At 71.1% G+C, this 23395-nt stretch carries 23 protein-coding genes and 4 pseudogenes; 14 read left to right on the plus strand and 13 right to left on the minus strand.

Translation table 11 applies throughout. The annotated features are described in order from the left end of the window. Nucleotides 1-91: 91 nt before the first annotated feature. Both ACWDCZ_RS22120 and ACWDCZ_RS22125 read right to left on the minus strand, forming a co-directional pair. Nucleotides 92-910, minus strand: a complete 819-nt coding sequence (locus ACWDCZ_RS22120; protein WP_449816745.1) for a hypothetical protein — start codon at nucleotides 908-910, stop codon at nucleotides 92-94. Further along, the gene (locus ACWDCZ_RS22125) at nucleotides 907-1095 is read right to left on the minus strand and encodes a hypothetical protein (protein ID WP_449816746.1); all 189 of its coding nucleotides are present in this window, start codon (nucleotides 1093-1095) and stop codon (nucleotides 907-909) included. The genes ACWDCZ_RS22120 and ACWDCZ_RS22125 overlap by 4 nt, the downstream gene beginning before the upstream one ends. Nucleotides 1096-1143: 48 nt before the next feature. On the opposite strand from ACWDCZ_RS22125, the gene ACWDCZ_RS22130 reads away from it, so the two are divergent. From ACWDCZ_RS22130 to ACWDCZ_RS22160, 7 genes and pseudogenes are all read left to right on the plus strand, one after another. Then, nucleotides 1144-1890, plus strand: coding sequence for a hypothetical protein (locus ACWDCZ_RS22130; RefSeq protein ID WP_449816747.1), 747 nt, complete (start codon nucleotides 1144-1146; stop codon nucleotides 1888-1890). 5 nt (nucleotides 1891-1895) lie between these two features. Beyond that, complete coding sequence (locus tag ACWDCZ_RS22135) at nucleotides 1896-2825, plus strand: tetratricopeptide repeat protein (protein WP_449816748.1); 930 nt, start codon at nucleotides 1896-1898, stop codon at nucleotides 2823-2825. Between the two features lie 828 nt (nucleotides 2826-3653). Further along, complete coding sequence (locus ACWDCZ_RS22140; protein ID WP_380662435.1) at nucleotides 3654-4013, plus strand: hypothetical protein; 360 nt, start codon at nucleotides 3654-3656, stop codon at nucleotides 4011-4013. A gap of 384 nt (nucleotides 4014-4397) precedes the next feature. Then, nucleotides 4398-5219 (plus strand): annotated as a pseudogene (locus ACWDCZ_RS22145) (IS5 family transposase); the annotation flags it as partial. A gap of 46 nt (nucleotides 5220-5265) precedes the next feature. After that, nucleotides 5266-5709, plus strand: coding sequence for a hypothetical protein (locus ACWDCZ_RS22150; RefSeq protein ID WP_449816749.1), 444 nt, complete (start codon nucleotides 5266-5268; stop codon nucleotides 5707-5709). A gap of 100 nt (nucleotides 5710-5809) precedes the next feature. Beyond that, entirely contained in the window at nucleotides 5810-6121 is a 312-nt protein-coding gene (locus tag ACWDCZ_RS22155) for a hypothetical protein (RefSeq protein ID WP_380662434.1), read from the plus strand. A 75-nt stretch (nucleotides 6122-6196) separates the two neighbouring features. Next, a complete protein-coding gene (locus tag ACWDCZ_RS22160; protein WP_449816750.1) occupies nucleotides 6197-6391 on the plus strand; it encodes a hypothetical protein in 195 nt (64 codons plus the stop codon). Here the strand turns inward: ACWDCZ_RS22160 and ACWDCZ_RS22165 are convergent. The 3 genes and pseudogenes from ACWDCZ_RS22165 to ACWDCZ_RS22175 all read right to left on the minus strand — a co-directional run. Then, a complete protein-coding gene (locus tag ACWDCZ_RS22165; protein WP_449816751.1) occupies nucleotides 6388-6675 on the minus strand; it encodes a hypothetical protein in 288 nt (95 codons plus the stop codon). The genes ACWDCZ_RS22160 and ACWDCZ_RS22165 overlap by 4 nt on opposite strands. A 41-nt stretch (nucleotides 6676-6716) precedes the next feature. Next, the gene (locus ACWDCZ_RS22170; RefSeq protein WP_449816752.1) at nucleotides 6717-7040 is read right to left on the minus strand and encodes a hypothetical protein; all 324 of its coding nucleotides are present in this window, start codon (nucleotides 7038-7040) and stop codon (nucleotides 6717-6719) included. Between the two features lie 328 nt (nucleotides 7041-7368). Beyond that, nucleotides 7369-7842, minus strand: a pseudogene (locus tag ACWDCZ_RS22175) (helix-turn-helix domain-containing protein); the annotation flags it as partial. A gap of 62 nt (nucleotides 7843-7904) precedes the next feature. Between ACWDCZ_RS22175 and ACWDCZ_RS22180 the strand changes: the two are divergent. Continuing rightward, nucleotides 7905-8240 (plus strand): hypothetical protein, encoded by a 336-nt coding sequence (locus ACWDCZ_RS22180; RefSeq protein ID WP_449816753.1) that lies wholly within the window; start codon nucleotides 7905-7907, stop codon nucleotides 8238-8240. A gap of 6 nt (nucleotides 8241-8246) precedes the next feature. On the opposite strand, the gene ACWDCZ_RS22185 is transcribed toward ACWDCZ_RS22180, so the two are convergent. Further along, on the minus strand, nucleotides 8247-8438 hold the full coding sequence (locus tag ACWDCZ_RS22185; RefSeq protein ID WP_380665711.1) for a RapZ C-terminal domain-containing protein: 192 nt from the start codon (nucleotides 8436-8438) through the stop codon (nucleotides 8247-8249). Nucleotides 8439-9277: 839 nt separating this feature from the next. Between ACWDCZ_RS22185 and ACWDCZ_RS22190 the strand changes: the two are divergent. After that, a pseudogene (locus tag ACWDCZ_RS22190) lies at nucleotides 9278-9536 on the plus strand (hypothetical protein); the annotation flags it as partial. 34 nt (nucleotides 9537-9570) lie between these two features. After that, the gene (locus tag ACWDCZ_RS22195) at nucleotides 9571-10383 is read left to right on the plus strand and encodes a hypothetical protein (protein ID WP_449816754.1); all 813 of its coding nucleotides are present in this window, start codon (nucleotides 9571-9573) and stop codon (nucleotides 10381-10383) included. 475 nt (nucleotides 10384-10858) lie between these two features. On the opposite strand, the gene ACWDCZ_RS22200 is transcribed toward ACWDCZ_RS22195, so the two are convergent. The 3 genes from ACWDCZ_RS22200 to ACWDCZ_RS22210 all read right to left on the minus strand — a co-directional run bounded on the left by ACWDCZ_RS22200 (nucleotide 10859) and on the right by ACWDCZ_RS22210 (nucleotide 13869). Continuing rightward, the gene (locus ACWDCZ_RS22200; RefSeq protein ID WP_449780100.1) at nucleotides 10859-11812 is read right to left on the minus strand and encodes a recombinase family protein; all 954 of its coding nucleotides are present in this window, start codon (nucleotides 11810-11812) and stop codon (nucleotides 10859-10861) included. A gap of 258 nt (nucleotides 11813-12070) precedes the next feature. Then, entirely contained in the window at nucleotides 12071-12721 is a 651-nt protein-coding gene (locus ACWDCZ_RS22205; RefSeq protein ID WP_449780099.1) for a response regulator, read from the minus strand. Next, nucleotides 12718-13869 carry a sensor histidine kinase gene (locus ACWDCZ_RS22210; RefSeq protein WP_449780098.1) on the minus strand — a complete coding sequence of 384 codons (1152 nt, stop codon included), beginning with the start codon at nucleotides 13867-13869 and terminating at the stop codon, nucleotides 12718-12720. The genes ACWDCZ_RS22205 and ACWDCZ_RS22210 overlap by 4 nt, the downstream gene beginning before the upstream one ends. A 133-nt stretch (nucleotides 13870-14002) precedes the next feature. Here ACWDCZ_RS22210 and ACWDCZ_RS22215 point away from each other — a divergent pair, with 133 nt between their 5' ends. Further along, nucleotides 14003-14755, plus strand: coding sequence for a class I SAM-dependent methyltransferase (locus tag ACWDCZ_RS22215; protein ID WP_449816755.1), 753 nt, complete (start codon nucleotides 14003-14005; stop codon nucleotides 14753-14755). Next, the gene (locus ACWDCZ_RS22220) at nucleotides 14752-15345 is read left to right on the plus strand and encodes a DedA family protein (RefSeq protein ID WP_449780097.1); all 594 of its coding nucleotides are present in this window, start codon (nucleotides 14752-14754) and stop codon (nucleotides 15343-15345) included. Before ACWDCZ_RS22215 ends, ACWDCZ_RS22220 begins: the two co-directional genes overlap by 4 nt. A gap of 111 nt (nucleotides 15346-15456) precedes the next feature. On the opposite strand, the gene ACWDCZ_RS22225 is transcribed toward ACWDCZ_RS22220, so the two are convergent. The 3 genes from ACWDCZ_RS22225 to ACWDCZ_RS22235 all read right to left on the minus strand — a co-directional run bounded on the left by ACWDCZ_RS22225 (nucleotide 15457) and on the right by ACWDCZ_RS22235 (nucleotide 21158). Further along, the gene (locus tag ACWDCZ_RS22225) at nucleotides 15457-18675 is read right to left on the minus strand and encodes a Tn3 family transposase (protein WP_449816756.1); all 3219 of its coding nucleotides are present in this window, start codon (nucleotides 18673-18675) and stop codon (nucleotides 15457-15459) included. A gap of 375 nt (nucleotides 18676-19050) precedes the next feature. Next, the gene (locus ACWDCZ_RS22230) at nucleotides 19051-19671 is read right to left on the minus strand and encodes a 2'-5' RNA ligase family protein (RefSeq protein WP_449816757.1); all 621 of its coding nucleotides are present in this window, start codon (nucleotides 19669-19671) and stop codon (nucleotides 19051-19053) included. Next, nucleotides 19668-21158, minus strand: coding sequence for a helix-turn-helix domain-containing protein (locus ACWDCZ_RS22235; protein WP_449816758.1), 1491 nt, complete (start codon nucleotides 21156-21158; stop codon nucleotides 19668-19670). The genes ACWDCZ_RS22230 and ACWDCZ_RS22235 overlap by 4 nt, the downstream gene beginning before the upstream one ends. Nucleotides 21159-21591: 433 nt before the next feature. Between ACWDCZ_RS22235 and ACWDCZ_RS22240 the strand changes: the two genes are divergently transcribed. Both ACWDCZ_RS22240 and ACWDCZ_RS22245 read left to right on the plus strand, forming a co-directional pair. Further along, nucleotides 21592-21894, plus strand: coding sequence for a TfuA-like protein (locus ACWDCZ_RS22240; RefSeq protein WP_449816759.1), 303 nt, complete (start codon nucleotides 21592-21594; stop codon nucleotides 21892-21894). Nucleotides 21895-22249: 355 nt separating this feature from the next. Further along, nucleotides 22250-22477, plus strand: a pseudogene (locus ACWDCZ_RS22245) (transposase family protein); the annotation flags it as partial. Between the two features lie 147 nt (nucleotides 22478-22624). On the opposite strand, the gene ACWDCZ_RS22250 reads toward ACWDCZ_RS22245, so the two are convergent. Beyond that, a complete protein-coding gene (locus ACWDCZ_RS22250; RefSeq protein ID WP_449816760.1) occupies nucleotides 22625-23392 on the minus strand; it encodes a hypothetical protein in 768 nt (255 codons plus the stop codon). Nucleotides 23393-23395 lie beyond the last annotated feature (3 nt).

The following is a 23395-nucleotide window of genomic DNA, read 5'->3' on the forward strand; positions in this document are numbered from 1 at the left end:
CGCCGGACAACATCACCCGAAGGGTGGGGAGATCAACTGAGCAGGTTTGGCCAACCTCAGAGCACAGACTGGGGAAATTCAGAGAGCGTCATCAATGACGCGCGAGGAGAACGGCAGCCAGGCGGACAAGCCCAGGCGTCGGCCGCAGAACTGGTGGGAACTGCCCGACCGGGAGTTGCAACCGCCTCGTCCAGCAGGGGCTTCCAACGATCCCGGTACCCCCTCGCCCCGCTCTGGCGGTCCTTCCGGGGAGGCTGGTGAAACCCGTGTCCGCAATCAGATCAGCGGCAGTGTCGTTCACGGGAACGTGATTCAGGGCGGGGTCGTGCACATCCACCCCAATCCCGTCCAAGGCGGCAACAGCACCGGTGGTGGGCGGCACCTCGGGAAGCCGATCGGACAGTGGGACCCGCACGACCTGGAGGTCCACCCGGCCGGCACCGGCCGAATCGAGCAGGGCCGGCTGGACAGGCGGCAGGTCCGCGTCATGCCGGGCTACGTCCGCCGAGCCCACGACCGGGAACTCGACAACGCCGTACGCGACGCCACCGAAGGCCACAGCAGGATGGCGGTCCTGGTCGGCTCGTCGTCCACCGGCAAGACCCGGGCGTGCTGGGAGGCCATCCAGCCGCTCGCCGGCCAGGGATGGACGCTGTGGCACCCCTTCGATCCCACCCGCGCCGAGGCCGCTCTCGCCGACCTCGACCGGATCGGGCCGCGCACGGTTGTCTGGCTGAACGAGGCGCAGCACTACCTCGGCGACGCGCGACACGGCGAACGCATTGCGGCCGTGCTCCACGGTCTGCTGACCGATCCTGGCCGGGGCCCGGTTCTGGTCCTGGGCACGCTGTGGCCCGAGTACGCCGGGCGGTACACGGACCTTCCACAGCCGGGCGGCTCGGATCTTCACAGCCGGGTCCGGGGCTCCTGGCCGGGCGTCTTCTCACCGTTCCCGAGGCCTTCGACCGGCACGCGCTGGACGCTGTCCGGGTCCTCGCCCGCGGCGGCGACCGGCTGCTGGCCGACGCCCTCACCCGAGCCCTGGACACCGGGCGCCTGGCCCAGGACCTCGCCGGCGCGCCGGAGCTGCTGCACCGTTACGAGCAGGCCGGTCCAGCTTCCCGGGCTCTGCTGGAGGCCGCCATGGACGCTCGCCGCCTTGGTGTCGGTCTCCACCTGCCCAGGGCGTTTCTCGCCGACGCCGCCGTCGACTACCTCGCCGACCACGACTGGGGCCAGCGCGCGGACAACTGGGCCGAGGCCGCGTTCGCCGATCTCGCCCGCCCCGTCCACGGCAAGCAAGCCCCCCTGCGCCGCGTCAACGCCCGCGCCGGGTCCCGGCCACCAGTCGCTCCGGCGCCCACTCCAACACCTCGCCCGGACGAGGGGCTGGTGTTCCGGCTGGCCGACTACCTCGAACACCACGGCCGCGTCACCCGCGGCCGGATCTGCCCGCCCGCGTCCTTCTGGCACGCCGCCCACACCCACCTCACGAGCCCCGACGACCTCAACGCACTCGCCGAGGCGGCCCTTAACCGGTACCGCTACCGCTGGGCCCACCACCTGCGACGCCGAGTCGCCGAGGTCGGCGACCCAGAGCTCCTGGTCAGATTGGCGAAGCAGCGCTCCCTGGGCCCAAGAGACGTCAAGACCTTCTATCAGGCGGCCGCCGACGCCGGCCACCCCGACGCCGCATTCGAACTGGCAAGAGACCGGGAGCTGCACGGGGACCGGGAGGGCGCCGAGGCGCTCTACCGCCAGGCCGCCGACTCCGGCCGCCCCAGGGCCCTCACCGACCTTGCGCGGCTCCGGCTGAAGGCCGGGGACCAGGAAGGCTCTGAGGCGCTCTACCGGGGGGGGCGGCCGCGACCGGCGACCCCGATGCCCTGATCGACATGGCGGCGATGCAGAACCCCGTCCGGCTCACGGAGACGGCCGAAGCCCTGATTCGGCAAGCCGCCGATGCCGGGCACTTCAGGGCCCTGGTCCACCTCGCGAAGGAACGGGAGCGGTTTGGAGACTGGAAGGGCGTCGAAGCCCTCTATCGGCGGGCCGTCGACAACGGCGACATCGCTGCCCTGCTCGGCTTGGCACGACTCCAGAACGACCACGGGGAGCTGACGGGCGCGGCGGAGGCGATCTACAGGGTGGCCGCCGAGGCCGGCTACCCCGAAGGTCTGTCGTTCGTATCAGAGGAACGGGAACTGGCCGGGGACCAGGAAGGCGCCGAAGCACACGCCTGGCGGGCAGTCAACGCCAATGAGGCGTACGTGTTCTGTCTCTTCGAGTTGGTGCGGACTCGGCAGCTTACCGGGGACGGAGCGAACGCCGAACGCCTCGCCCGGCAGACTGCGAACGCTGGTCACCCTTTCGTCCTGTCCTTCCTGGCAGGACAACGGGAGAAAGCCGGTGACCTGGAGGACGCGGAACGCCTCTACCGCGAGGCCGCTGTCCACGAGCGCACTGGACTCTTCGACGTAGCCAGGATGCGGGACCGCGCCAGGGACCTGGAGAGTGCTAACCACCTCTACCAGCAGGCCGCCGACGCCGGCAGCACTCGAGCCCTGGCCCGCCTGGCACTGATACGGGAATTCGTCGGAGACGGGGAAGGCGCCGAGGACTTTGCCCGGCAGGCCGCTGACGCTGGTAGCCCTGACACCCTGGTCAAACTCGCGGAAAGCCGGGAGCAAGCCGGTGACCTGGAGGGCGCCGAGCGCCTCTACCGCGAGGCCGCCGACACGGGCACCGCGCTCTCCACCTCGGCACCGGACCGCTGGCCCCACGGACTGGACCCCGACGGCACACCCACACCCCCCTGGCGCTGACCACCAAGGGCCAGGTCGACCAGGGCGTCACGGGTGGCCTTGTCGTTCCGGCGAGACCAGATGCCAGAGCTCACGAGCGGTGGCGCGCTGGAACAGGCCGAGCGACACCAAGACCCCACGCCGCACCGGTTCCGTCGAGTCCGCCTTCCACCGCACCCCAGCAGCGGCAGGAAGAGGGTTGTCGCCACGGCTTCGGCCCCTTGTCCTGGGCTGCTGGCCTGCGGAAACGGGCTGATCCGGCGTCGGGGGCGCTGAGGTGCCGGCGGAGGTACCCGCGGAGGCGGCGCCCGGGACCGGGCCGAAGGCCGGGGCGGGGCCCGGGCCGTCGACTACCTGCGCGGTGTCCTGCTCGACGTCGGGCGGATCCACACCGCCTTCGTTGCCGACGCCCGCCGGCGCGGTGAGGCCTGCGGGCCCGCTCGACCTCCTGCCCGCCCCGGAGCTGCCGGTCGGGGGCGGCGGGGTGTACAGGCCCGCCGCCGAGCTCGCGTACACCGCCGGCACCGGTGAGGAGCGGCACCGGCTGCGGGCGTTCGTCGAACGCCACCGCCCCGGGGTCGGCGCCGAGGAGACCGCGGCCCGTCCGCACCCATCTGGCACCCGCTCGGCGGCAGCGGGCGGGCCTGCGGGTGGACTGCGCTGTAGACGCCGGGGCCGGAGCAGTGCGGTGACCTACCGTCCGGTGCGGGAGCGGAGAGCGGGCCGGCCACCCTCGGCGCAGGGCCGGAGCGGGCATGGGGCGGGATAGAGCAGGCCCACCCCGGACGGTGCCTCGCGGACCCTGCCGAAAGTGGTCAGCGTCACTGGTAGGACGCCCCGGTCGCCACCGTGCGCTACCTGCGACTGGTCCTGAACGGGATCCGCGCCTTGGGCCTGACCCGCGCCGGCCAGGTGCTGGAAGGGCTGCCGGCGGACTTCATGCTGGGCCCTCACGACGTCCGGGACCTGGCCGCCGCCCAGATCAAGCGCCAGCGCCGCTCGCTCGCGCGCCAGGACGCGCTGCAGCAGCGCGCCTACGCGCGCCTGGTCACCGAACTCGCGGGCCCCGAGCGAGGTGGCAAGACGCGCGCCGGCAAGGCCCTGGGTGTCACCGATGTCCAGATCGGCCGGATCATCCGCGAGGACCAGGAGCGCCGCGCCCTGCTGGCCAGCAAGGTCAGCAACGCGCGCGACGACTACGACCTCTGAATAACAGGGCGGCCCACGGAAAGGCCATAGCCCTGAAGGGCTTGGGGCGGACGGGCTTCTGGCCTGTCCGCCCCGCCAACGTCCCGCCGCCGTCCCTACGGGACTACGAGGCTGAACCGTGCGCGCCGGGGTGAACAGGTGGGTGCCCAGGTCCTCCAGGAGCTCGCGCACCGCGTCCGTGCCCGGGTCACCGGCCACCGTACGGCGCAGCACCAGCAGGACGTCCCAGAGGGCTTCCTGAGTACCCGGGAGGCCGGACAACAGCCAGCACCCGCGCTTGAGAGGGTGTTCTGCGAGTCTTGGGCGGTTCTCGTAGTTCTTTGAAGGCAAGTTGTCCGGTTCCGGTACTTCACGGCGGGCCGTCGGCGCGGTGTGCTGACGGATGTGGGTGAGCGCCCTGCGTACCCGAGCGACCTGTCGGATGAAGCCTGGGAGCTGATCCGGCCGGTCCTCACCGCTTGGAAGGCGAGGCATCCCTCGGTCAGCGGCCATGCGGGCCGGTACGAGATGCGGGAGATCGTTAACGCGATCCTCTACCAGGCCCGCACCGGATGCCAGTGGCGCTATCTGCCCCACGACCTGCCACCCAAGAGCGCGGTGTACTACTACTTCGGTACATGGCGTGACGACGGGACCGCCGAGACCATCCACGACCTGCTGCGCTGGCAGGTCCGCGAAAGCCGCAGGCGACACGAGGACCCCACCGCGGTCGTCCTGGACTCCCAGACCGTGCGGGCCTCGACGAACGCGCCGAAGGAGACGACCGGACTGGATCCCGGCAAGAAGAGCCCGGGGCGCAAACGGGGCATCGCCACCGATGTACTCGGCCTGGTCATCGCCGCCGTCGTGGTCGCGGCGAGCGTCCACGACAACGCGATCGGCATCGCGCTGCTGGACAAGGTCGCCCGGAGCGCGCCGACCGTGACCAGGGCATGGGCGGACGCCGGGTTCAAGAACGCCGTGGTCGAGCACGGCGCCGCCCTTGGCATCGATGTGGAGATCGTCCGGCGTGATCCACGCGCACGCGGGTTCACACCCGAGCCGAGACGGTGGGTGGTCGAGCAGACCCTGGGCACTCTCATGCTCCATCGCAGGCTCGCACGTGACTACGAGGCGAAGCCGGCCAGCTCGGTGGCGGCGATCCACTGGTCCATGACCGACGTGATGCTCCGGCGGCTCACCCGTGCCGCCACCTTGACCTGGCGTGATCCGCCACCGTGGCATCCGCCACCTGTGACCGGCAGGAGCATCGATGAGGGAACTCCTGGACAAAATCGAGTCCCGGCAGCGGCTCGTCCGCGAGACAGTCGAACAACTGCGTGAGCGGATCGCTCGTCTCACCGAGCAACTCGCGGCCGCCGAAGACACCTTGAAGCGTCTTGAGATCACCCGGGAGACCGTCCTGGAACTGGCGGCCGAGACCGGCACGGAGCCGCCGGAGTCGCTGCCGCCCGGATATCGCGCGATCCTGGAGGTCATCGAGGCGTCGGAGGAAGGGCTCCAGGCCAAAGACGTCTGCCAGGCGATCGGCCTCGCCCCCCGAGTCACGGCATATCGAAGGCACCCGCGCCAAGCTGAAACGCCTGGTCAGCCGCGGCATTCTCACCGAACCCGAGCCCGGCGTGTTCGTCCTCACCAACCCGACACCGGCCACCCAGACCTGAACTCCGGCGAAGCCTCACAGAACACCCTCTGAGTTCGCCGCTGGAGGCTGCGGCGAAACAGTGATTTCACACCCGCGTCGCCGCCCGGTGCGGCACGCTGGGGTGCGACGACCTTGAGTGAGGGGAAACAGGGTGGGAACGTACGATCCGACGTACCAGGTCCAGGACGCCGCCAAGTCCGTGCGCACGGTGGCCCAGGACCTCGCCGATGGCAAGGCGGAGTGGGACCGGCCGCGGGATCTGGCGAAGACGCTCGAATGGATCCAGGCCCTGACGGACGACGTGTCACGGATCCTCCTCCAGCAGGCCGGCGCTCTGCCCCGGATGACCACCGACTCCGATGCGCCCGAGGCCGGCCAGCGTATTGCCGAGGCTGCGGCCACCGCAGCCCAGCTGGGCAACCAGATCCGTCGGGCACACCAGGTCGCGGAGACCGTCCGCTGAGACGACCCGCGGTGCCGCGCCGCCCAGCCCGTACGCTGCGCGGCGCGGGGGCGGGCGCGGGACCGCGGGCCGTCCTTGGCCGCGGACCACGCCCTGCGGCGCCTGGTGACCGCCGTCGACCGCGGCAACGCCATCGTCCTCCCCCACACCCTCCGCGACAGCGCCCACCTCGCCCACTGCCGCATCCGCCTGCTCACACGCCCGACGGCCGCCATCAACGCGCAGCCCTGGCCGCCTACACCGCCGCCTGGAGGAGCACCCCGGACCTAAACGGACGACGCCGCGGACGGAACCGGCAGCGGCCCGGCAAGCTCGATGGCCGGTGGAAGGGCGCCGCGGTCCCCATGAATCGTCCCCTGGGCCGAGGCCGCGAGCGCTGGCTCCAGCACGGCCGCAGCCTCGGGGCCGAGGAGGTCGAGGAGGTCGAGCAGCGCGTCGACGCCGCCGAGGGTGTCGGTGGCCGCCGACGGCGACCAGCCGTGCGCCGCCACCCGCTCGGCCAGCCCGCACACGACGTCGGTCAGCGCGTCGGTCCGGTCGTTCAAGGCACCCATGCCCAGGTCAACGATCCGGTCGCGGGCCGGGTAGCAAGACGTCAGCGGTGCGGGCCGATCAGCAGCACGGTGAGCACCGCGTCACCCTGGCCCTCGTCCTCGGGGCGACCGGTCGCGTCCGGGCCCCAGGCCCAGTAGATCCGCCAGGCTCCGGCGCCGTTCTCCACGTAGGAGTCGAAGACGCGGCGGCCGATGTGGCCGGGCAGGGCGTGGTAGCGGTGGGTGCGCAGGCCGGGGTGGCGGGGGTCGGCGGCGAGCTGATCGAGAGCGCGGCGCACCCGGCGCAGCTTCGCCGCGTCCGTGCGGTGGCGTTCCAGGCAGCGTAGGACGCGGGCGGCGGCGGGGGCATAGTGCAGCGTCGGCAAGGGGTCTCCTTCATCGGGGCATGGCGGAAGGGCCCGCCTCTCCGGAGGCGGGCCCTTGGTGCGGTGAGTGGGCGGACGCGCTGTTCGTCGGGCAGGGTGCCAACCGTCAACCACCGGGTTCAGCTCAGTTACTGGGCGGCCGGGCGGTTCTGTTTGCCCCGGACGCCTCGGCACGTTCGTTCCTTGGGCATGCAAAAGGGCCCGCCTTCCCGGTGGGAAGGCAGGCCCTGGTGAGTCGGGTCGGTCAGCCAGTGGGGGCGGCGGTTGGGCGATGGACTTGCGGGCGGCGTGGGCCCGGCCGGCCGCGGTGAGCAGCGAGGCGAAGTTGCGGGTCTCGGCGCGCTGCCAGTGCTCGTCGTCGCTGGACGCCCTCCTCGCGGGGCAGGACCCGAAGGCCCTCGTGGCTGATGTCGTCGACCACCCCCTCGGCGACCAGGAAGTCGGCCAGCTTGGCCAGGCTCCAGGTCGAGAACGGCAGGCCGTGCTCGGCCGGCTTGGACTTGACGATCTTCTTGATCTCCCGGCGCTCGGGCAGCGTGAACGTCCTCGGCCGTCCGCCCCGGTACTTCGGGTAGAGCGAGTCGAAGCCGTCGGCGTTGAAGTTGTGGATCACATCCCGGACCCGGTCCGGGCTGGTGAACGACACGTCGGCGATCTTCGCCACGGGCATGCGCTGGGCGGACAGCAGCACCATCTGGGCCCGGCGCCAGGTCACCACCGACCCGGTGCCCCGGCGGACGATCCGCAGCAACCGTCTACCCTCGTCGTCATCGATCTCACGGACCTGCACGCGTTCAGCCACGTGATCATTCTGACTGTCCCTCCCGGACTACGGATGTCAGCCGGTTGAGGCAGGATCCCGGCATGCTGGTGATGAAGAATCGGGCGGGCTTGCTGGCCAAGCGACCGTCGAAGCCGACCGTGAGCGCGGCAGTAGCCAATCTGCAGCGCGGCGGCGCTCTGATCCTCGAACGCGTGGATGAGGAGTCGGGAGACTGGTATGTCCAGGTCCGGATGCGTGAGGACAACACGTTCCAGCTGGAGTACCGGGAAGGCGTCCCTGCCGAGCACTACCAGACCCGGACGGTCTCACGTGACAAGGTCATCGCGGCCGTGCTCGGCTGGATGAAGGGAGAGCCCGAGTGGAAGGCCCCCTTCATGTGGAACAACATCGGGTCCTGGTTCGAGGCTGAGAGCTAGAGCCGGTCACCGATCGCTGGTCTTCAGCACGCGTGGCAGGTGGAGGTGCTCCACCTTCACCTGGTGGCTGCGGTTTCGGAGTTTGCAGGCAAGGGTTTCGGTGAGACCGCTGGCGCGGTGCCGCCCGGCGCGGCAGCCGGGCGGCACTTCGACGGGGCGAACGTTGCCTGATGCGGCACTAGCGTGCCCCCGGGCCACGTTCGTCGAGCAGGCGGCTGGGCTGACCGTCCGTCACGGACGGCGGAGCCAGGGTTTGCAGACCGCACTGCAGCAGCTCGCCCTGGCCCTGGCTGGCCGAGACCTTCGCGGTCCCGGTTAGCCGCTCCACGCTCCTGCGGCTGATACGTGCCCTGCCGGATCCGGCGCACGCGGTGCCGCGCGTTCTGGGCATCGACGAGTTCGCCCTGGAGCGCTTCGGGTGGACCATGCCAGGTGAGCAGCGGGTCGCGGTGATCGTGCGCCCGGTCAAGGTGCGGCACATCGTTGGAGTGGAGCGGTTTCGACCGGGCGGCCCTGTCCCTGAGCACTGCACCTGCGTTGCTGACAGTCGGAAACCGAAGGGGCCGACCACCATCGCGTGCCCAACGCCTTCGGTTCGGCTTTCCAGCGGGCACAGGGCCGCCGCACCACTCCAGAGTGACTTCCTATAACAGCCCTAGGCCTTAGCCATGCACTCAGCCGTCGCCGCGCGCGCCCCTCACGTACGCGTGGAAACGGCGGTTCGGAAGGCTGGCCAGGGTAGTTGGTGACGGTAAGGCTGTTATAGAAAGTCATTTCTGAGGGAATCTGGGCGGCGCGTCTCCATGGAGAGTCGTTCTATCAGGAGCCCGAGAGATTCCTCCTGGCGGAGTCCGGGAAGGGGTCAGTGGAAGACGAGGACGTGGCCGCCCCCAATTGGGCCAGAGTCCGGGAACGACCCCTGACGGCGACGGGTCCGCTGCCTCGCCGACAGCCTTGTCTCGGGGGCGAGGAACATCGGAGCGACACTGGCGCTAAACCCTCTCCACACTCTCCAGAGCCCGTCGACCTGCGCTTTCATGGTGGCTGAACCTTCGGCGGTCTCGTTGCTCAACCGCCTCGCGGTTCGGGGTGCCGGTCAAGTTCTGACGGATGAGCAGGCTGCGGGGTACACGGCGTTCCGAGGGGCACCGACCCGCGCGCGGAGCTGGAGCGGTTCTTCCTGGACGACCCGGCCGACGTGCCGACGAAGTCGCAACGTACCCGGCCGAGCACCTGGACATCGAGGACGCCTCGGTGCTGGAGGCGTACGGCGAGCGGGAGAACACCCGGCTCGACACCTCCCCGACCGGCCTGTGACACCCTGGGCCCCATGCACATCCCAGCCGGCGAGCCCACCTCCGAGGAAGAGTTCCCAGTCCTCCGCCCCGATCCCGAGCAGGTGCTCGCCGACTGGCTGACGACCACCCCGCTCGGCGACAGCGCCCGGCTGAACTACCCGCGCGAGGTCATGCGCTGGATCGCGTACATCGGGGACCGGGTCTGGACCGCCGGCGGCCGCGACGTCAAGAACTGGACCGCGGGCGCGGACAACGCCCGTACCCGCGCCTTCCTCGTCAGCGCGGTACGCGGCTTCTACCAGCACGCCCAGCGCTTCGACCCCGGCATCGTCAACCCCGCCCCCAAGACCCTGCGCCCCTCCGTCGCCGACCTCCCCGGCCGCCCCGCCCTCACCCGCGCCGAGTCCACCCTCTACGTCTCCGCCCTGGACCGCTACAGCGGCCTGATGCCCCACCGCGCCCGCGCGCTCGGCTACCTCGTCCTCGGCCGCGGCCTGCGCGCCCACCAGGCCGTCGCACTCGACGTCGAGGGCATCGTGCGCGAGCAACACCGCACCACCGCCCTCGTCACCCTCAAGGGCGGCGGCACCGAGTTCCAGGAGCTCCCCCCGCCCGTCGCCCTCGCCGTCGAGGACTACCTTCCCCACCGCCGCACCACCGCCCCCCACAGCAGCCCCGAGGCCGGCCCACTGCTCACCAGCGGCCGCGGCCGCCGACTCGACCCCGCGCCCAGCGTGCGCGACCTCCTGCGCGCCGTCGCCTCCACCCACCCCCAGCTCAGCCACCTCACCGACACCCTCACCGCCGACGGCCTCGCCGCCAGCCCCAACCCCTTCCTGGGGTAACGGGTCGAGACCGGTAGAAACGAAAACCGGCGCTCAGTGGGCCTTTCAGCCGTGATTCAGCTGGTGGGTCTTGTTCTGCGGGCCGTAGGGTCGCCCCGGCTACCGTGACTCCGAAAGACTGATGGGGCAGCAGTGTCACCGGTGTACAGCTGTCCACCGGAACTGCGCGGGTTCCACAGAGCCGCGCTGGCCCTGCCCGCGCCGTCCACGCGCCGGCCGGCGTCCGGGCGGCCGCCACCGTCACCGAGCTGCTGCGCTCGACCGTCAGGACGGACGTACGGACGCAGCGCGGCATCGCGGCCCAGTTCCTCGTAGGGCGCCACGGTTCGCAGGCGGCTGCACGGGTGGAGCTGGGCATCGCGAAGTCGACGCCGAGCGAGCTGTTGTCGGGTAGTTGAGGGAAGCGGTGTGAATGGGGTCCGGCCAAGGTGCCTGCAAAACCCACATTGAGATGATCTTGTAGGCCGATCTGCCGTCAGTTGGTCTGGAGGGCGGCGAAGTCGGCCTGGGCCTGGGCGACGGCTTCGGGGTACGCCTGGCGCTTCTCGTGCTCGGCGAGCGCCCGGTAGATGCTGGCCAGGCCGGGGTTCTGGCCCTTGCGCTTGCCGGTGGGGATGATCAGGTCGGGGCGGATCTGCTCGACGGACTCGCCGCCTGCCCGGCGCCGCAGCACGGTGTGCAGCATGTCGTCGGTGATGACGGGCGGCCGGCCGCCGTGCTTGCCCTTGCGGGCGGCGGCGTCGAGTCCTTCGAGGGTGGCTTCGCGGATGCTCTCACGCTCGGTCTCAGCCATCGCGGCGAAGAACCCGAAGAGCATCCGGCCGGGGCCGGACGGGTCGTAGATGCCGGGCAGCGGGCCGGCGAGCATCTCCAGGACCAGGCCGTGGGCGGTGAGGTGGTCGGCCAGCGCGGTGAGCTCGGCGGCGTCGCGGCCGAGGCGCTTCATCTCGTAGACGGTGAACAGCACCCGGCAGTGCGGGGCGTGGGCCTTGATCTCGCGGGCGAGGGTGAGGGCGGCCTCGAACTGGGGGCGGACCCGGATGCGGGTGCTGATCTTCTCCGAGAAGATCTTGTCGCGCGGGATGCCGTGCGCGCTGAGCGCGTCCAGCTGCGACTGCAGTTCCTGGGTGAGGTGGCTGCACCGGGCGTACCCGATGCGGATGTCCGCGCCGGGGGTGTCCGTCTCGGGCGCGGACGGCGGCGGGGTACCGGGCCGCCAGGGCTGGCCGGGGCCGCGGTCGGCCGGGGTCGGCACCCGCAGCAGCTTGGCGAGCCGGGCCACCTTCTTGAACCGGCCGGTGTGGTAGATCCCGGCGACGGCGCCCGAGCGGGATCGGCAGGGTGAGCCGGGCTGGACACCGCAGCGCGGGCAGTCGTGGCGCTCGACGTCGTCGGCGTCGCTGTTGGTGGTGTCCTGAGGGTCCGTCACGCCCGAAATTCTCTCACAAACCATTCCCAGAACAGGGGTCCGCCGTTACTTGAGTGAGAACGAGTTCTGAGAACCGATCGGGCGTCCCGGCCGCCCCTGGCGACCGTTTCCGATCTTGCTCCCGGAAAGGGTCGTTTGTGAGAGGCCGGCGGGGGCTGAGCACGACACTGCGTGGGGCAGGCAGGTCGGTCGCTCCGGACCGGGCCGGTGTTCGTTCGGGCGCCCGGTGTTTTGCCGCTGGGAGCGGTGGCTGTGCGGTCAGGTGGTGAGGCCGGCGTCGCGGGCGAGGAGGGCGGCCTGGACGCGGTTGGTGACGTCGAGGGTGGTCAGGATGCGGCTGACGTGGGCTTTGACGGTGCTTTCGCGCATGGCCAGACGGGTGGCGATGTCGGCGTTGGTCTCGCCTTGGGCGAGGAGGGCGAGGACGTCGCGTTCGCGGGGGGTGAGGCGTTCGATGCGGGCTTGGGCGGAGGCGGCGACGGGTCGGTTGGTGGCGTGGTAGCGGTCGATGACGCGGCGGGCGGCGGCGGGGTGGAGCATGGCGGAGCCGGCGGCGACGAGGTGGACGGCGCGCAGGATCTCGACGGGGTCGGTGTCCTTGAGGAGGAAGCCGTCGGCGCCGGCGGCGAGCGCGTTGTAGACGTACTCGTCGAGGTCGAAGGTGGTCAGGGTGATCACCTTCGGGGGGTGGGGCAGGGCGCGCAGGCGGGCGGTGGCGGTGATGCCGTCCATGCGGGGCATGCGGACGTCGACGAGGGCGACGTCGATGCGGTGGGCGGTGGCCTGTTCGACGGCCTGGAGGCCGTCGGCGGCCTGGGCGACGACCTCGATGCCGGGGTCGCCGTCGAGGAGGTCGGTCAGGCCGAGGCGGACCAGGGCGTCGTCGTCGACGATCATCGCGCGGATCATGGGCGGGGGCCGTTCTGGTCGAGGGTGGTGGGGTGGGGAAGGCGGGCCGCCAGGTGCCAGGCGCCCGCTCCGGCGGGTCCGGTGTCCATGTCGCCGCCCAGGGCGCTGACGCGCTCGCGCAGGCCGACGAGTCCGTAGCCGGAGCCGGAGGAGGCGTTCGCGCCGGGGACGCCGGCGCTGTTGGTGACCTCGACGCGGGTCGCGGGCGGCCGGTAGTCGACGCGCACGGTGACCCGGGCGCCTTCGGCGTGCTTGCGGGCGTTGGTCAGCGCTTCCTGGACGATGCGGTAGACGGCCAGGCGGTGCGTGGTCGGGGCCTGTTCCGGTTGGCCGTCGACCGTCAGCTCGACGGCCTGTCCGGCGGCGCGCGCCTGCTCGACCAGATCGTGAACCTCCCGTATCGCCGGTTCGAGCGCGGCGCCCTCGCCTGCGGTGTCAGGCTCGCGTAGAGCGCCGAGGACCTCGCGCAGGTCGGCCAGCGCCTCGGTGGAGGCGCCGCGCAGCAGGGCGAGGCGTTCGGCGACCGGGGCGGGGAGGTCGGGGCTGCGGGTGACGAGGACGCCGGTGTGCAGGGCGATGAGGCTGAGGCGGTGGGCGAGGACGTCGTGCATCTCGGAGGCGATGTGGGCCCGCTCCGCGGCGCGGGCGGCCTCCTCACGCAGCCGGGCCTCGGTGCGCAGGTGCTCGACCTGGTCGGCGAGCGTCTGGAGCAGGCGTCGGCGGTTGCCCTGCCACAGGCCGACGACCAGCGCGAACAGCAGGACGGTCACCGCTGCCACCCACTGCCGCCCGTTCCACACGGACGTGGCCTCGACGCCGAGCAGGTTGGCGCTCAGGGCGACGGCGATGCAGACCAGCGCGACCCGCGTGCGGCGGGCGAGCGCCAGATCGAACGAGGCGACCGCGAGCAGCGGTGCGAGGGGCCACCCCCACCAGGCCACGGCCGCGGTGGCGACAGCGGGCGCGGCGGGCCACCGCAACGCGGGCACCGTCAGGACCACCGCGCACACCAGCGCCACGGCGAACACCGGGACCGTGTAGCGGCCGCCGGCCACGGTCGAGGCGTTGGCCGTGGCGGCCGTCACCAGGAGCGCCAGGAACACCGCGCGTGTCAGGGCTGCCCAGCCGGGTCTTGATCGTGTGCTCACCCTGCCGATCGTAGGCACCGCCACCGCGGGCACCCCGCGACGATCGGCTACCGCCACACCCCTACTTTCGTAGGGGGTAGGCGTCGCACAACGGCCGAACCGTGGCCCCTTCCCGGTTCCTACCGTGGAATCCATGAACCACACCGACAAGCAGGACACGAACCGGGCCACCGCCGCGACACGCACCCGTACGGATGGCTGGGCGTTCCTGCGGGAAGCCGTGCGCGACCTGCGCACCACCGGCGCCATCGCCCCCAGCGGCAAGGCCCTGGCCCGCACCCTGACCGACCCCGTCCGCGTCCGTGCCCCGCGCCCACTGGCCGTTCTGGAGGCCGGTGCCGGCACCGGCGCGGTCACCAGCGCCCTGCTGCCCCAGCTGCCCCGCGGCAGCCGCCTCGACGTCGTCGAGGCCAACCCCCGCTTCACCCCCCGGCTCCGGCACCTCGTCGACACCCGGGCCGCCCGGCACACCCAGGTCACCGTCCACCAGGCCCTGGTCGAGGACCTGGACACCGACCGCCGCTACGACGTCATCGTCTCCGGCCTGCCGCTCACCAATTTCACCCCCGACCAGGTCGAAAAGATCATGGCCCGCTACATGGACCTCCTGCACCCCGGCGGCACCCTCTCCTACTTCGCCTACCTCGGCACCCGCAAGGCCCGCACCCTGTTCTCCTCCCGCGCCGAAACGCGCCGCCACGCCGCCGTCGACGAGATCATGACCGCCTACCAACACCGCTACGCCGCCGGCCGCTGGACGGTCCTCGCCAACCTGCCCCCGGCCCACGTCTGGGAACTGCGGCGCCCCGAGACCCCCGGTGACCGGGAGCGCACGCACAATGTCTCCCTCAGACGAGACAGCCGACGGGCCGGTGTCCGGCGATGAACTTCCTTACCGACGCCCTCGCCCACCTGCCTCCGATCGCCGTGTACGCGGTGCTCGCCCTGGTCGTCTGCGCCGAGTCGGCCCTGCTGCTGGGCGCGTTCACCCCCACCCTCGCCCTGTTGCTGACGGTCGGCGCCATGGCCCGCGCCGGCACCGTCAGCCTTCCCCTCGTCATCGCGGCCGCCGCCGGGGCGGCGGTCGTGGGCGACTACCTCGCCCACCGCACCGGAGATTTCCTGGGCGAGCGCCTGCGCACCGGCCGCATCGGAGCCCGCATCCCCGCCGCCGCCTGGCAGCACGCCGAAACCCTTATGACCCGCCACGCGGGCCGCGCCGTCTTCCTCGGCCGCTTCCTGCCGATGGTCCGCACCCTCACCCCCCACCTCGCCGGCGCCACCCGGCTGCCCTACCGGCGCATCGCCCCTTACAGCGCCGTCGCCGCCGGCCTGTGGGCCGCCGCCGAAGCCGGCACCGGATACCTCGCCGCGACCTCCCTTCAGCGCCTTCTCACCCTCGGCGGTCCCGTCCTTGGCGTCGTCGCCCTCGCGGTCATCGTGGGTGTGGTCCTGTGGCTGAGGAAGCGCAGGTAGCTGCCCGGTCCAGCCCGAATGGTGCCGTCCTGCCCGAAACACCCGGCACGGCATCACACTGTGCGGCTCTGACGTCGGTCGGCCGACCGAGGCCGGCAGCGGGGCGGACCGTCAGGAAGCCTCGGTGTGGTTCTGCGGGTCGAACTTGGTGAAGTCGACGTCCAGGTGCTGCTCGTACGCCTCCGGCGCCAGGTCGAGCTCGTGGGTGGAGTACTCGCCGAACCGCATGATCTTCTCGGTCAGATAGGGCGAGACCTCCGCCAGGTCCTCCGGCTCGACCTTCCAGCCCTCGGCCTGCAGCTCGCGCACCGCCTGGGCGATGTCCAGGGTGTTGTGGAAGATCAGGCAGTTGCTGAGCAGGGCGTTGAACTTGACCGTCTTCTCCTGCTCGACCGGGTCGTTGTCGGTGATGACGCCCCGGTTGCCGAACCGCACCCACTCGGAGAAGCCGTTGTACGCCTCGACCTTGTTGGTCGCGGCCGTCACCCGCCGGCGCATCTGCGGATCGGTCAGGTAGCGCAGCAACTGGATGGTGCGGATCACCCGGCCCACCTCGCGGAACGCCGCGTAGTGGGCGTTCTTGCGCGACCCGGAGCGCAGGCGCCGCAGCAGCAGCACCGAGGAGACGGTGCCCTCGCGCACCGACAGCGCGACCCGCATCAGGTCCTTGAAGTGGTGTTCGATGAGGTCCCAGTCGATGACGTTGCGCCCCGCCTCGCCGAACAGCGCGTCGATGTGGACGTAGGAGGTCTGCCGGGTGGGCCGGAAGAACACCAGGTCCTTCCAGTTCCTGATCCTCGGCATCAGCTCGAACCCCAGCAGGTGTGCCAGGCTGAACACCGGGTAGCTCTGGCCCTGCGTGTCCGCGTGGATCGTGGTCGGCTGGATCTCGGACTCGTTCTTCAGCAGCCCCTCGATGATGTACACCGCCTCCCACACGCCGCAGGGGATGAAGTGGGTGAACAGCGCGATGTAGGTGTCGGCGACGTGGTGGTAGGCGATGCCGCCGGGCCGGCCGTAGCGGATCGAGGTCTCGGCGACCAGGTTGTTCAGGTAGGTGTCCATGTGGGTGCCGTCGGCTGCCACCGCCGTGCCGTCGCCCCAGGCCCGGGACATGTCCAGCTGGCCGTGGGCGTTGACCACGTCCGTGATCGCCTGGTTCAGCTTGGCGACGGTGAAGTGCCGGTTCGCGGTGGCCGACAGCTCGTGCCCGCTCACCCCGCTGATGTGCCGGGCCGCCTCGTAGGGGCCCATGTTGGTGCCGTTGACGAAGGTCGTGATGACGTACCGGCCGAAGGCGTCCTTGAGCTTGGGGTCGTGGCCGGAGGCCGGCCCGAAGCGCCGCCACCACTCGATCCAGTACGCGGTGCGCGCCAGCACCCCGAGTAGCGACCGCTCGGGCAGGCGGGCCTTGATGGCCTGCTCCAGCTTCACCGCGCTCGGGCGCCGCTCGTCCGCCCGATACTTCTCCAGCGTGGGCACCCCGGTCTTCGGGTCGATGAACAGGCCCTCGTTCTCCGGGTAGCCGCAGTCCGCAGCGGCCGCGGCCTCGGTGAGCCGGTCCTGCAGCTGGGCCCGGAACGCGGCGGCGTCGAACGGCGTCCCGTCGCCTGCTTCGCGGAAGCCCACCTCGACCAGGTAGGCCGGCAGCCGCTCCTCCACCTCCCGCCATCCCAGCAGCTGCCGGCTCCAGTCGGCGTACTCCTCCGAGCCGGGGACCGCGATGTCCCCGCACCGCAGCTCCTCGGCGAGGTTGAAGAGCACCATCGCCTCGAAGTGCCGGCGCACGTACGAGTTCGGGCGGGTCCGGTCCCGCACGATCTTCTGCCAGTTCTGGGTGGCGAAGCGGATGTCCACCACCCCGGTGTCGCGACCCTTGTCGTCCACACCCCGCACCGGGATGTAGTCGCGCGAGTTGCGGAACCGCAGCAGGTGCCTGAAGGCGTCCAGCACACGGCTGTCCTCGCTGGTGGCCACCAGGTCCAGGCTCTCCAGCAGGTTCAGCATCACCGAGCGGTCGGCCTTCAGGTGCCCGTGCATCAGCACCTCCCAGTTGTCGCCGTGGTGGGCGGAGACCTTCTCGATCTGGGCGTACTGGGCGTCGAACCCGCCGAAGCCGTCCACCGCCGAGGTCACGCTGAACAGGCCGTTGGACTGCACCATCAGGCCCTCGGCCAGCTTCAGGAACGCCGCCGCGACCTGCCGCTTCAGGCGCCGGTTCACCTCCGAGGCCCCGGCCGCCTCGTCCAGGCCCTCCAGCGCGTCCAGGGTCTCCTTGGTCAGCGCGCCGGCCTTCGCCCGGGCCCTCTGCGCGGGCCCGTCCGTGTCCACCTGCCGCAGCAGCGTGCGGTAGTTGCCGATCAGGCCCTCCACGATCGCCTGCTGCCGGCTGCGGATCTCCTCCAGCTCGGTGCGGGCCCGCTTCGCCTTGATCGCCACCCGCTTGGCGAACATCGTGGTCAGGTCGTCGCGCACCCGCATCCGGGCCTTGTGGACCAGGCACGCGATCAGCGTGACCCGCTTGACCTCCGCATAGTCCTGCAACACGCCCGCGTCCGCCACCTCCGCCTCCCCGGCGAAGTCCGCGATCTTCCCCGCCGCCAGGCCCTCCAGCCACACCCCGGTCTCGCCCAGGCCGTCCAGCCACTTGCGGTGGTCCGCCAGCTTCCTCATGTTCGACCAGGTAGCCCGCTGGGCGGACTGCTTGAGCTGGTTGAACACCGTCTTGCGGTCCAGCCCCACCACGGTCAGCAGCCGCAGCAACCCGGCCCGTTCCTCCTCGCCGACCCGCTCGTAGACCCGGGTGAAGATGTCGCTGTTCACCTCCGTGCGGATGCTCATCGCCATCCGGTCCAGCGTGGAGAACGCCGGCAGCTCCAGGCCCTTCTGGACCAGCTGCTCCAGCGCCACGTTGATCAGGTCCGCCGGGTTGTTCTTCGAGCCGGCCTCGGCCCGGATCACCTCGCGCGCCACCTGCCGGGCCTCACCCGCGTCGAACCGGATTCCCTCGACCCGGGCCCGGACCAGGCCGCGGTGGGCCTCCGCCGTCCGCACCGAGGCGTACCGGCCCGGCGCGGTGCCCTCCGGCAGTTCCACCGCCTTGCGGACGAAGTCGACCACCGTGTCCGGTACCTCCTCCCACTTCGGGAAGCGCGCCATCCGCTGGTAGGACTTCAAGAGCAGCAGCAGCGACAGCTGGTGGTCCTCGCTGTCCGCGCGCTCCTGGCACCACGCGACCTCCTCACGGCTCGGCGAGAAGAACAGGTGCAGCTCACGCGCGGTGATCAGCCGCTTGAACCGCGGATACGCCGTCCGCTCGATCAACGTCATGTCCCACTGACCGCCCAACTCCGATGCCAACACGACCACGGGAGCACACCCGCGCGGTGGGCATCGTCATGGAAGAGCGACGGGCGGGGACCGGAACGCCCCAAGCCAGGACATGGCAGAACGCCAGATGATATTGATCCGCTCATGGGGACCCGGCCGGCGGATCAAGGCTTCAAGATCATCTCAATGTGGGTTTCGCAGGCACCTTGGCCGGACCCCTGAATGTCCTGTCTCGCTGGGCCGAGCGCCGCTGGCTCAGCAGCCGGGTCGGCGTTCGGGCCCGAAGGCCCGGGCCGGTGTGGGATCGGGCGGAAAGGAGCGTGGGGCAGCGGGCTCCGGCGCTCCTGGCCGGCCTGAGCCTGAACCTGGCGCTGTTCAGCCGAGCGCGACGCGGGCGGCGGTCTCCCACTCGTACATCCGCCGGTCGCGGCCGAGGACGATGAGTTCGGCGGCGGTGACGCGGGCGGTGGCCGGGTAGGTGGTGACGCCCGTGAGGGCGTCGGCGGCCGGTCGGGCCGGGCCGGCGGCGTTGGAGTAGGCCACCGAGACGTGGGGCCGGAAGTTGTCGGCGGGCTCGGGGACCTCGGGCCAGACGTCGGCGATGGCCGCGCGGATGGCGGTGCGGACGGCGCGCACGGGCTCGGCCGGGTCGATGGTGAGGAGCAGGGCCTCGGGAGTGACGATCGCCGGGCCCAGGGCGAGGTCGAACGCGGGGATCTTCGCGAGGTGGTGGGCGGCGGCGTCGGCGATGGCGCGCGCGTCGGCCTCGCTGACCTCGGTGGTGGAGCCGAGGCCCTGCATGGTGAGGTGAAGCCAGCGGTCGGGGACCAGGTCGAGGCCGGGGACGTCGGCCAAGGCGTGGCGGTAGTCGGCGGCCAGGCGGTGGACGTCGTCGGCACCGTCGAACGTCAGGTGCCAGGTGTACCAGCGGGTGCCCGGTTCCCAACCCGGGCGCCACCACCAGTGATCGGCCATGTGCGCAGGGGTGTCTGTCATGAGCCGATCCAATCACTGTCCGGGCCGGTGAGGCAGAGGGCGAGTTTGGCTTCGCGGACGGCGGTTTCCACGACGGCTTGCAGGCGGCGTCCGGCGGCGCTGTTGCCCATGGGCGATCCGGCGGCGTCCCGGGCGAGGTCGCGCAGGCGCCGGCGGACGGGGGCGGTGCGGTGTTCGGCGGGCAGTGCGAGGACGGGGGCGAGTGCGTCGAGGACGCCTTCGGGTTCGTCGGCGAGCAGGTGGGCTCCGGCGCGGGTGATGTGGAGCTGGGCGATGGTGCCCAGGGGCCGGATGTCCTGGCGCTGGAGAGCGGCGAGGCCGTGGTCGGCGTGGGCCAGCGCCCTGGTCGGGTCGTCACCGCGCAGGCAGATGCCCGCCCCGTAGTTGGCCAGCCGACCGTCCGTGCAGGCGAACAGCCCGCCGACCTGGTCGTGGAAGGCGTTGGCGAGATCGAGCCCGGCGGCGTCCTCGGCTCGGCCGAAGGCGGTCTTCGCCTCGGTGTGCGCACCGACTTCCGCCCACGCGTCCGCGGCCTGGCAGTGGAGCAGCACGGTGACGGTTCCGGGTGCCTGGAGGGCGGCGCCGTGTTCGGCGTGCTGGATGGCCGCGCGATACTGCCCGTCCCAGTACGCGAGCTTGCTGCGGGTGGCGGCGACCCATGCCTGGAGGCCTCGGTCGCCGGCCATCTCGGCGGCCACCATGGCGGCGCGGATGTGTGTTCCGGCCTGCCGCGTGTGTCCGAGGTCGCTGGTCATCCAGGCCATCATCGCGGCGAGGTAGCCGGCGGTCGCGAAGAGTTTCTGGCGGTGCTCCAGGTTCTGGTGCCCGTACAGCAGGTCCCAGACCCGGACGAGTGATCTGTGGGTCTGCCCGTAGACCTTCAGCGGGTCCTGGGCCATGAGGTAGTCGGCGGCGAAGCCGCGGGTGTCGGCGGCGTACTGCTCCACGCTGACCGGCCCGCAGTTGGGGACCTCGGCCCACTGCGTCCACTGCGCCGACTCGTCGGCCGCGGTGTGGATGAGCTCGGCGCCGGTGAGCGGCACGTCGGGCACCGGGGGGAGGGGCGCCGCAACGGCCGTGGCCGGATCGCCGGCGGCCTGGTGTCGCAGCACGCGCAGATCGGACTCGGGCAGGGCGCGGCGGTCTTCCAGATCCAGCAGGTCTTCCAGGGAGGCGCCGTAGAGCTCGGCGAGGACGGTGAGCACCCGCAGGGTGACCCGTCGGCCCGCCGCGGCCGGCCACTTCTCCCATTTGCCGAGAAGGGAGGCGTCCGTCGCGGGCCCGGCGGCGCCGACGGCGTTGTTGAGTCGGTCGGCCGCCTCCTGGAGAGTCCAGCCGTGGGCGTGGCGCCAGGCCTCCCGTGGACGGCAGCCGAAGCGGGTGCGCATCTCGGCGGCGATCGTCGCGATCGGGGCGCCGACGGCGAGGAGTTCGGTGCGGAGCGAGTCCCGGTGGGTCTTGGATCCGGGCTTGGGGGGTGGAGGCATGGTGGCTCCCGGATGGGTGCGGTGAGCGGCCTGACCACCTCACCGTAGCGACCCGACTACGCCACATGGGTCACACTCCGCGATTCCCACATGACGCACTGTCCTCTTCTGGGCCTGCCTCGAAACTCCCGCCCAGGTGAGCGAGCTGACGCCGGTCCGGAAAAGGCGGTCACCGCTGCCCGTGACCGCAGCGGGTCGAAGACGGGACCGTAGTGCCACCGCCGTTCACTGCGCGTCCGCTCTCGGACGGCAGGGGCGCGATTCGAAGGAAGGCACCATGCTGTCGAAGTCCGCCGCCATCGCCATCGCCGCGAGCACCGGCCCGGAGGAGAAACCGCAGGCCCTGGAGGACCTGGTGCTCGCGGAGGGCGTCGACCAGGAGTGGTAGTCACCGCCCGCTTCCTGAACCGGGATGTCCTCCCTGGGGGATCCGATGAATCATCTGTACGTCGGCCCGACGCTGCGCCCGCGCGAGCCCGTGCTGCGGCACCCGCGAGTCCGGGTGCACCGCCCGGCCCGGCACGGCGACCTGTTCGCTTTCTCGATCGCCGACGGCGACCGGATCGTGCTGATCGACGGGGTCTTCCACCAGAGCCCGGCCCTGCGCCACAAGGAGATCCTGGCCGCCCTGCGGCGCGGCATCGAGGTGTTCGGCGTAGCGAGCACCGGGGCGCTGCAAGCGGCCACCTGCGGGTGCTGCCGCCGGACGCGGACCCCGATCGCAGACGGGACCTGACGCGGTGGATCGACATCGGGCTGCTGACCTTGGGCGACCAGCTCGCAGCGAGTGCCTTCCTGCGGCAGGCACTCGGCCAGACCGTCGCCGACCTGGCCGCCGGGCGGGAGTGACGCACCGAGCCGTAGGCTTCCAGTTTCAACTGCGCTTACTGACAGCATAGTTAACTGTTCATCACATTGAGAGCGAGCACTGCATGTCTGACACGGTGGAGACCGCCACCACCAGCACGGAGACCCCGGAGGAGCTGCGGACGGCCATGGTCGAGCGGCTGATCTCCATGGGCGAGATCCGGACCGCCGCGGTCGAGCGCGCCTTCCGTACGGTGCCGCGCGAGGCCTTCGTGCCGGAGGCGCCCGTCACCGGCCTGGTCGTCCCTCGCCGCCGACGACCCGGGCGCCCGCTCCTGCGGGCCCAGGAGGAGGACAACGCCGAACACCGCCGCGTACGCGCCCACGTCGAGCACACCTTCGCCCGCATGAAGAACTACAAGATCCTCCGAGACTGCCGACAGAAAGGCGGCGGCCTGCACCACGCGGTGCAGGCCGCCGCCCACATGCACAACCTCGCCCGAACCCCGTGAACCAGCAGGCCAGACCACACACCGACCTGCCCACACCCGACCTTCTGCAACAAGCTTTAGCCGGGCCAGCGCGGCGACCGTTTGGGCCAGGCGGACGGGCCCGGCCGATGGCTTTGAACGAGGCAAGTCCGCGCTGACGGCCAGAAGTCACGAATGGAATCGGACACGGACGATGATGGCGTCCTCCGGCAGGTTGTGGAGGTACTGGTCCGCGAAGTCGAAGTACGCGTTGGCCGCGACCGGTTGCTGCGGCGTGGGGGTGTACTCGAAGCGGTCGATCCACCGGCCGTCGATGGTGACCAGGATATTCGTGGTCTGGACCCGTATCGCGGCTCGATGCATGTACTGTTCACGGCTCACGTCGAAGTGCCCGATGGGGTCTGAGTGTTTCGTCCAGGTGGGCGCGTACGGGTCGGACTGCTGCCAGGCGGCAATGGCCTGGATGAGCGGCTGTTTCCTGAACGCCTGGTAGGCCGAGCCGGCAGCGGAGGACCCGGACCGGCTGCGCTCGGTGATTGTCCGGAGGGAGTGGGCCGGTGGGAACCGGGCAGCGAAGGTGAACCAGGCATCCCACTCGGTGGCAGCTGCGACAGCTGCGGCTGTGCGCTCGGTGTCGAGGTCGAGGAGGCCTCGGGGCCCGCCGTCGCAACGGTGTGCGGGCTGTGCCGGGCGTGGGGAGCCGTCCAGCCAGGTGGGATGACGGATCAGTCGCGGGTCGTTCTCATGGCCCAGACGGACGGCAAGGCCATGCTCGCCGTCGCCTCCGTAGACGTGCCACCAGTCCCATTCCCCTTGCCAGCGGTTGTCGACCGGCTGGGACTCGTGCGCGAAGGGGGCGAGGGAGGCAGTGAGAGCGGCCATGACATTCTCGGCAGGGGTCGCCTCCAGGCAAGCCGTGGCGATGTCTCTGGGCATACT

The organism is Kitasatospora sp. NPDC001225 (genome assembly GCF_053597855.1).